Genomic DNA, 5294 nt, shown 5'->3' on the forward strand with positions numbered 1-5294 from the left:
GGTCCGCGGTCAGCCCCGCGCGGCCGAGGTAGCCGCGGGCGAGCTGGGGCCCGGCGAGGTACAGCTCCCCCGGCACCCCGGCGGGCACCGGTTCGCCGCCGTCGTCGAGCACGTACGCGCTGAGGTTGGGCAGGGGCCGCCCGATCAGCGGCCGGTCGCCGGTCACCGGCGTGCGCACGGCATCGACGGTCACCTCGGTCGGGCCGTAGTAGTTGAGGCAGGTGACGCCGGACGCGGCCAGCTCCCGCCAGAGCGCTTCGCCGGTCGCCTCGCCGCCGACCATCACCGTGCCGGGCCGGTGCTCGCCGGTCAGCAGCCCGGCGTCCACGAGCTGGCGGAGGTAGGCCGGGGTGAGGTCGAGCAGGTCGATGCGGTGCCCGTGGAGGTAGCGGACGGCGGCCGCCGGGTCGAGCCGGGTGTCGTCGTCGAGCACGTGCAGCTCGTGCCCGTCGGCCAGCGCCAGCAGGCCCTCCCACGACGTGTCGAAGGACAGCGACGCGGTGAGCGCGAACCGCTGCCGCGAGTGGCCGAAGAACGCGCCCCGGTGCGCGGTGAGGAGGCTCATCAAGGCGCGGTGCTCGACCACGACACCCTTCGGCGTGCCGGTCGAGCCGGAGGTGTAGATGACGTACGCGGCCGTGTCGGCGCTCGGCCGGCCCGGTGCCGGAGGCGGCGCCGGCTGCGTCGGACGGCCGAGGACGACCACCGGCCGGGCGTCGTCGAGGAGGAACCGCACGCGTTCCTCGGGCAGGTCCGGGTCGATCGGCAGGTACACCGCGCCCGCCTTGAAGATCGCCAGGACGGCGATGACGGCCTCGGCCGAGCGCGGCAGCGCCACCGCGACCACGCGCTCCGGGCCCGCACCGCGGTCGACGAGTTCCCGCACCAGGCGGGTCGCCCGCGCGTCCACTTCCGCGAAGTCGAGGACGGTGTCGCGGAAGACGAGCGCGGTCTCGTGCGGGATGCGGGCGGCGGTCGCCTCGAACACGTCGAGGATCGTGCCCGCGGGGACCTCGCGCGGCTCGCCGCGGCCCCAGGCCAGCAGGTCGCACCGCTCGGCCGAGGTCAACGACGACAGCGCGCCGAGCCGGCACTCCGGGTCGGCGGCGAAGGCGCGGACGAACCCGGCGAGCTGCCCGGCCAGCCGCCGCGCGGTGGCTTCGTCGAACAACCGCGGGTCGTAGGACAGCTCCAGGCCCAGCCGGTCGTGCAGGTACGCGGTCAGGTTCAGCGGGAAGCTGGTGGTGTCGAGGGAATCGACGTCGGCCACGCGCACGCCGTCCTGCCCGCTGTCCTCGATCGGGTAGTTCTCGAACACCACGACGCTGTCGAACAACGCGGTGCCCGCCGGCACGCCGGAGAACGCCTGCACCTGCGACAGGGCCAGGAAGTCGTGGCGGCGCGCCTCGGCCTGCGCCGCCTGCAGCTCGCGCAGCCACGCGGCCACCGGCTGTCCACTTCGGACTTCGACGCGGGTCGGCACGGTGTTGATGAACATGCCGATCATGCTCTCCACACCCGGCAGGTTCTCCGGGCGGCCGGACACCGTCGTGCCGAACAGCACGTCGGATTCCCCGGCGTAGCGGGACAGCAGGAGCGCCCACGCGCCCTGCACGACGGTGTTCACGGTCAGCGCGGCCGCCTTCGCCGCGGCGTGCACGCCGGCCGACTCCGCCGGGGTCAGCTCGACGAGCACGGCGTCGGCGGACTCGGCGCGGTGGGCTTCGCGCGGACGGCGGTCGTACGGCAGCGGCGTCGGCGTCGTGAACCCGGAAAGTGCTTCACGCCAATGGTTTTCCGCTTCACTGGCATCCTGCTCGGCGAGCCAGGCCAGGTAGTCGCGGAACGGACGGCGGGGCACCAGCCGCGCGGCCCGGCCCTCGGCGATGGCCGTGTACTGCTCGACGACTTCGCCGAAGACCTGCGCCGTGCTCCAGCCGTCGAGCAGGACGTGGTGGGAGGTCCACAGCAGCTGGACTTCGTCGTCGGTGAGCCGGGCGATGGCCAGGCGCATCAGCGGCGGCGCGGTCAGGTCCATGCCCGCGGCCAGGTCGGTGGCCAGCAGGTCGGCCAGTGCCGCCTGCTGCTCCTCGGACGTGCGGCCGCGCCAGTCGTGGTGTGTGACCGGGACGCGCACGTCGCGGTGGACGCGCTGGAGCGGTTCGTCGACGCCGTCCCACACGGTGCTGGTGCGCAGGATCGGCGTGCGGTCGACGACCCTCTGCCACGCCTCGGCGAGCGCCGCCGGGTCGGCGACCCCGGCCAGCCGCAGCCGGAACTGGTCGAAGTAGGCGTTCGAGCCGTGGTCAACCAGGCTGTGGAACAGCATGCCCGCCTGCAGCGGGGTCAGCGGGTAGATGTCCTCGACGTCGCGGCCGTCGCCGGCCAGCCGGTCGACGCCGGCCTGGTCGAGCCGGGCCAGCGGGAAGTCCGACGGCGTGCGCCCGCCCGCGCCGGCGCAGTGGGCGATGATGCCGCGCAGGGCTTCCAAGGTCTCTTCGGCGAGGGCGCGGATCGTGCTCTCGTCGTGGACTTCGGTCGAGTACTCCCAGGTCAAGTGCAGTTCGCCGCCCTCGACCACGCCGACGACGTCGAGCAGGTACGGCCGGAGACCGTCGGGGTCGCTGTCGTGCCCGAGGCTCTCGCCGCGGCCGCGGTACCAGCCGTCGCCGTCGCTCGCGACGTCCCAGCGGCCGTGGTAGTTGAACGAGATCCGCGGCGTCGGGTGGTCGCGGAAATCGGCGTCGCTCAGGTACCGCAGGGCTTCGTACCCGGCACCCTTGTCCGGCACCGCGCGCAGCTGTTCCTTGACGCTCTTGAGGACTGCGCCCCAGTCGCCGCCGGGGACGGTGAGCGCGAGCGGGTACTGGGCGGTGAACCAGCCGATCGTGCGGGACAGTTCGTGCGGCGCGGCGATTTCCTCGCGGCCGTGGCCTTCCATCGCGAGGACGACCCGCTCGTGGCCGGTCCAGCGGGCGAGGACCCGGCCGAGCGCGCTCAGCAGGACGTCGTTGACTTCGGTCCGGTACGCCGAGGGCACGTCCTGGAGGAGCGCCGCGGTCTCGGTCCGGCCGAGTGACACCGAGACCTCGCGCCCCGAGCGGGTCGTGGCGCGGCCGGAGCGGTCGACCGGCAGCCGCGTGGGCGCCTCGCGCAACGCGGTTTCCCAGTAGGCGACCTGGTTGTCGAGGCCGCCTTGTTTCGCGTGCTCCGCCAGGGTGCGGGCCCAGTGCGTGAACGACGTGCCGACCGGTTCCAGTGCTTCGCCGTGGTAGGCGCGGTCGAGGTCGGCGAGGAGGACGCGCCACGACACGCCGTCCATCACCAGGTGGTGCGCGGTCAGGAACAGCTGCGGCGGGTGATCGGCGAAGGTGAACAGCACCGCGCGCCAGACCGGCCCGGCGACGATGTCGAGCGACGTCTGAGCGCGCAACGCTTCGGCGTGCATGGCGGCGGGTACGTCGTCCACTTCGGACAGATCGACATGCCGCAGCAGCTCGGCGTCCTCGGTTTCGGCGGGCTCCTGGGTCCAGCCGCCGTCGTCGCGGGAGAACCGCATCCGGAGGGCGTCGTGACGCTCGGCGACGCGGCGCAATGCGGAGCCGAGCGCGGGAACGTCCACTGAGGACAGTACGAGGTGGACGGACATGGTGAGCCGCCACGGCTCGGCCAGGTGCTCGAACAACCACGACTGGATGGGCCCGAGCGGCGCCGGGCCGCCGGGTTCCGGCGCGACGGGCGGCATCGGGGCGCCGGCGGTGACGACGCGGGCGAGTTCGGCGACGGTCTGGTGCCGGAACAGGTCCTTCGACGACACCGCCAGCCCGGCCTGCCGGGCCCGGGCGACGACCTGGATGCTGAGGATCGAGTCGCCGCCGAGGCCGAAGAAGTTGTCCTCGACGCCGACCCGGTCTACGCCGAGCACCGCCGACCACACCCCGGCGAGCGTGGTCTCGACGTCCGTGCGCGGGGCCACGTACCGGGTTTCCGTGCGCGCGCCCGGCTCGGGCAGCGCACGCTGGTCCAGCTTGCCGTTGGCGTTCAGCGGCAGCTTCTCCAGGGGTACGAACACCGCCGGGACCATGTGCGCGGGCAGCGACCGCGCGAGGAACTCCCGCAGCGCTGTCGTGCCGGGGACCGCACCGGTCAGGTAGGCGACGAGCCGGCGCGCGTCGCCGGTGCCGTGGGCGAGCACCGCGGCCCCGGTGACGTCGGGGTGCGCGCTCAGCGCCGCCTCGACCTCCCCCAGCTCGATGCGGAAGCCGCGGATCTTGACCTGCTGGTCGGCGCGGCCGCGGTAGTCCAGCTCGCCGGCGGCGGTCCAGCGCAGCAGGTCGCCGGTGCGGTACATCCGCGTGCCGGGCGCGCCGAACGGGTCGGCGACGAACCGCGACGCGGTCAGGCCCGCCCGGTTCAGGTAGCCGCGGGCCAGGCCCGCGCCGGCGACGTACAGCTCGCCGGTGACCCCGGGCGGCACCGGCTCGAGGTCGGCGTCGAGGACGTACGCGCGCAGGTCTGGGATCGGCACGCCGGCGGTGGCCGGGCCGTGTTCGTCGAGCAGGCGGTAGGTGACGTGCACGGTGGTTTCGGTGATGCCGTACATGTTCACGAGCGCCGGGCCGTCCGGGTGCCGCCGTCGCCACTCGGCGAGCCGGGACGCGTCCAGCGCTTCGCCGCCGAAGATCACGTACTGCAAGCTCAGCGGCGGCGACGGCAGCGCGCCCAGCCGGTAGAACGCGGACGGTGTCTGGTTCAGCACGGTCACCCGCTGCTCGGCCAGCAGCGCGAGGAAGTCCTCCGGCGAGCGGACGGCGTCGGCGGGCACGACGACGAGCCGGCCGCCGTGCAGCAGCGCACCCCACAGCTCCCACACCGAGAAGTCGAAGGCGTAGGAGTGGAAGAGCGTCCAGACGTCCTGCTCGCCGAACCCGAACCAGTGCGCGGTCGACGAGAACAGCCGCGTGACGTTGGCGTGCGGGACGAGCACGCCCTTCGGCACGCCGGTCGAGCCCGACGTGTAGATGACGTAGGCGGTGTTGCCGGGGTCGACGCGGACGCCGGGGGCGGTGTCTGGCTGGCCGTCGGCGGCGACGTCGTCGACGACGCACACCGGGTCCGCGTCGGCGAGCATCGCCTCGATGCGGGCCGCCGGGTAGGCGGGGTCGATCGGCAGGTACCCGGCACCCGCCTTGAGCACGGCGAGCACCGCCACCACGAGGTCGGCCGAACGCGGCAGCCGCAGCGCGACCAGCTGCTCCGGCCCGGCGCCCTCGGCGACGAGCCGGTGGGCCAGG

General features: G+C 73.7%; 1 protein-coding gene. It reads right to left on the reverse strand.

What is annotated here, in order from left to right:
• Positions 1–5294 (reverse strand): non-ribosomal peptide synthetase (locus tag G3I65_RS33705; protein WP_160699685.1); only part of this gene is annotated, 5294 nt, incomplete at both ends.

The organism is Amycolatopsis sp. SID8362 (genome assembly GCF_010550475.1).
Classification (GTDB): domain Bacteria; phylum Actinomycetota; class Actinomycetes; order Mycobacteriales; family Pseudonocardiaceae; genus Amycolatopsis; species Amycolatopsis eburnea.